The following is a 1,081-nucleotide window of genomic DNA, read 5'->3' on the forward strand; positions in this document are numbered from 1 at the left end:
GCCACGAGCGGCTCGACGACGGAGGCGTCGGCGATGTCGCCGACCACCAGCGACACCCGGTCGGAGAGGAGCGCGGCGAGCGACTCCCGACTCGCGGCGTAGGTCAGCTTGTCGAGCACGGTCACCCGGGCGTCGGTGTGCTCCACGACGTAGTGCACGAAGTTCAAGCCGATGAACCCGGCACCGCCGGCCACGAGGATAAGCCACATTCTGCGGTCGCGCGCCGAGCCGCTGCGCAAGAACGGGTCTGGCGCCTACCTCGAGGACCTGCTCGGGTGAGCGACGGTCACCACTTCTCCCACGTTGAAGTCACGTTGCGCGTCTAGACACCCTAGGCTCCTCCCTGGCACGCGGTCCGGTGCGTCGATCACAGGGTTAGGTGGATTCCGGTGGAACTGAAGGACTATCTGCAGATCGTCCGACGCCGATGGGTCCTCATCGTGGCGACGACACTGATCGTTCTCGCCGCTGCAAGCGCAGTGACCTTTCTGGCAACTCCCCAGTACGCATCCACAGCACGAGTCTTCGTGACGACATCTGAGTCGAGCACATCAGGCGAGGCGGCGGCGGGTGCGACCTTCACTCTTCAGCGCGTCAAGTCGTACGCCGACCTGACGACGAGTCGCGAACTAGCGGAGATGGTTCGCGCCAACTTGGACCTGGATGAATCTGCTCGCGAGCTCAGCGGCGCCGTTAGCGCGCGCGTAGTACCCGACACTGTCATTCTCGAGCTCTCGGTGTCGGGGCCTGATCCCGACAAGGCGCAGTTGTTGACCCAGGGGTACGCGGAAGCCATGACCGTCATGATTCGCGAACTTGAGACTCCGCCAGGCGGGACCGTTTCTCTCGTGAAGGGCACCATCGTCGATGCTGCCTCCGCTCCGCAGGGTCCCGTCTCTCCGCAGCCGTCCCGAAACCTCGCCTTGGGCGGCATTCTTGGACTCCTTCTTGGTCTCGGAATCGCGCTGCTACGGGAAGTGCTCGACAACACGATCAAGAACGCCGAGGAAGTGACAAGTGTCGCCTCCGCGCCACTACTCGGAGCTATCGCGTTCGATGGTGCAACCAAGACCGAACCCCT

General features: G+C 63.7%; 2 protein-coding genes. One reads left to right on the top strand and one right to left on the bottom strand.

Translation table 11 applies throughout. The features are described 5' to 3' along the window. Positions 1-209, bottom strand: a 209-nt coding sequence (locus K329_RS23670) for an NAD-dependent epimerase/dehydratase family protein (RefSeq protein WP_157571506.1), incomplete at its 3' end; no start/stop codon positions are given. 180 nt (positions 210-389) lie between these two features. Here K329_RS23670 and K329_RS0100700 point away from each other — a divergent pair. Then, on the top strand, positions 390-1,081 hold a 692-nt coding region (locus tag K329_RS0100700; protein ID WP_028471552.1), incomplete at its 3' end, for a YveK family protein.

This window comes from Nocardioides alkalitolerans DSM 16699, from assembly GCF_000426525.1.
Lineage (GTDB): Bacteria > Actinomycetota > Actinomycetes > Propionibacteriales > Nocardioidaceae > Nocardioides > Nocardioides alkalitolerans.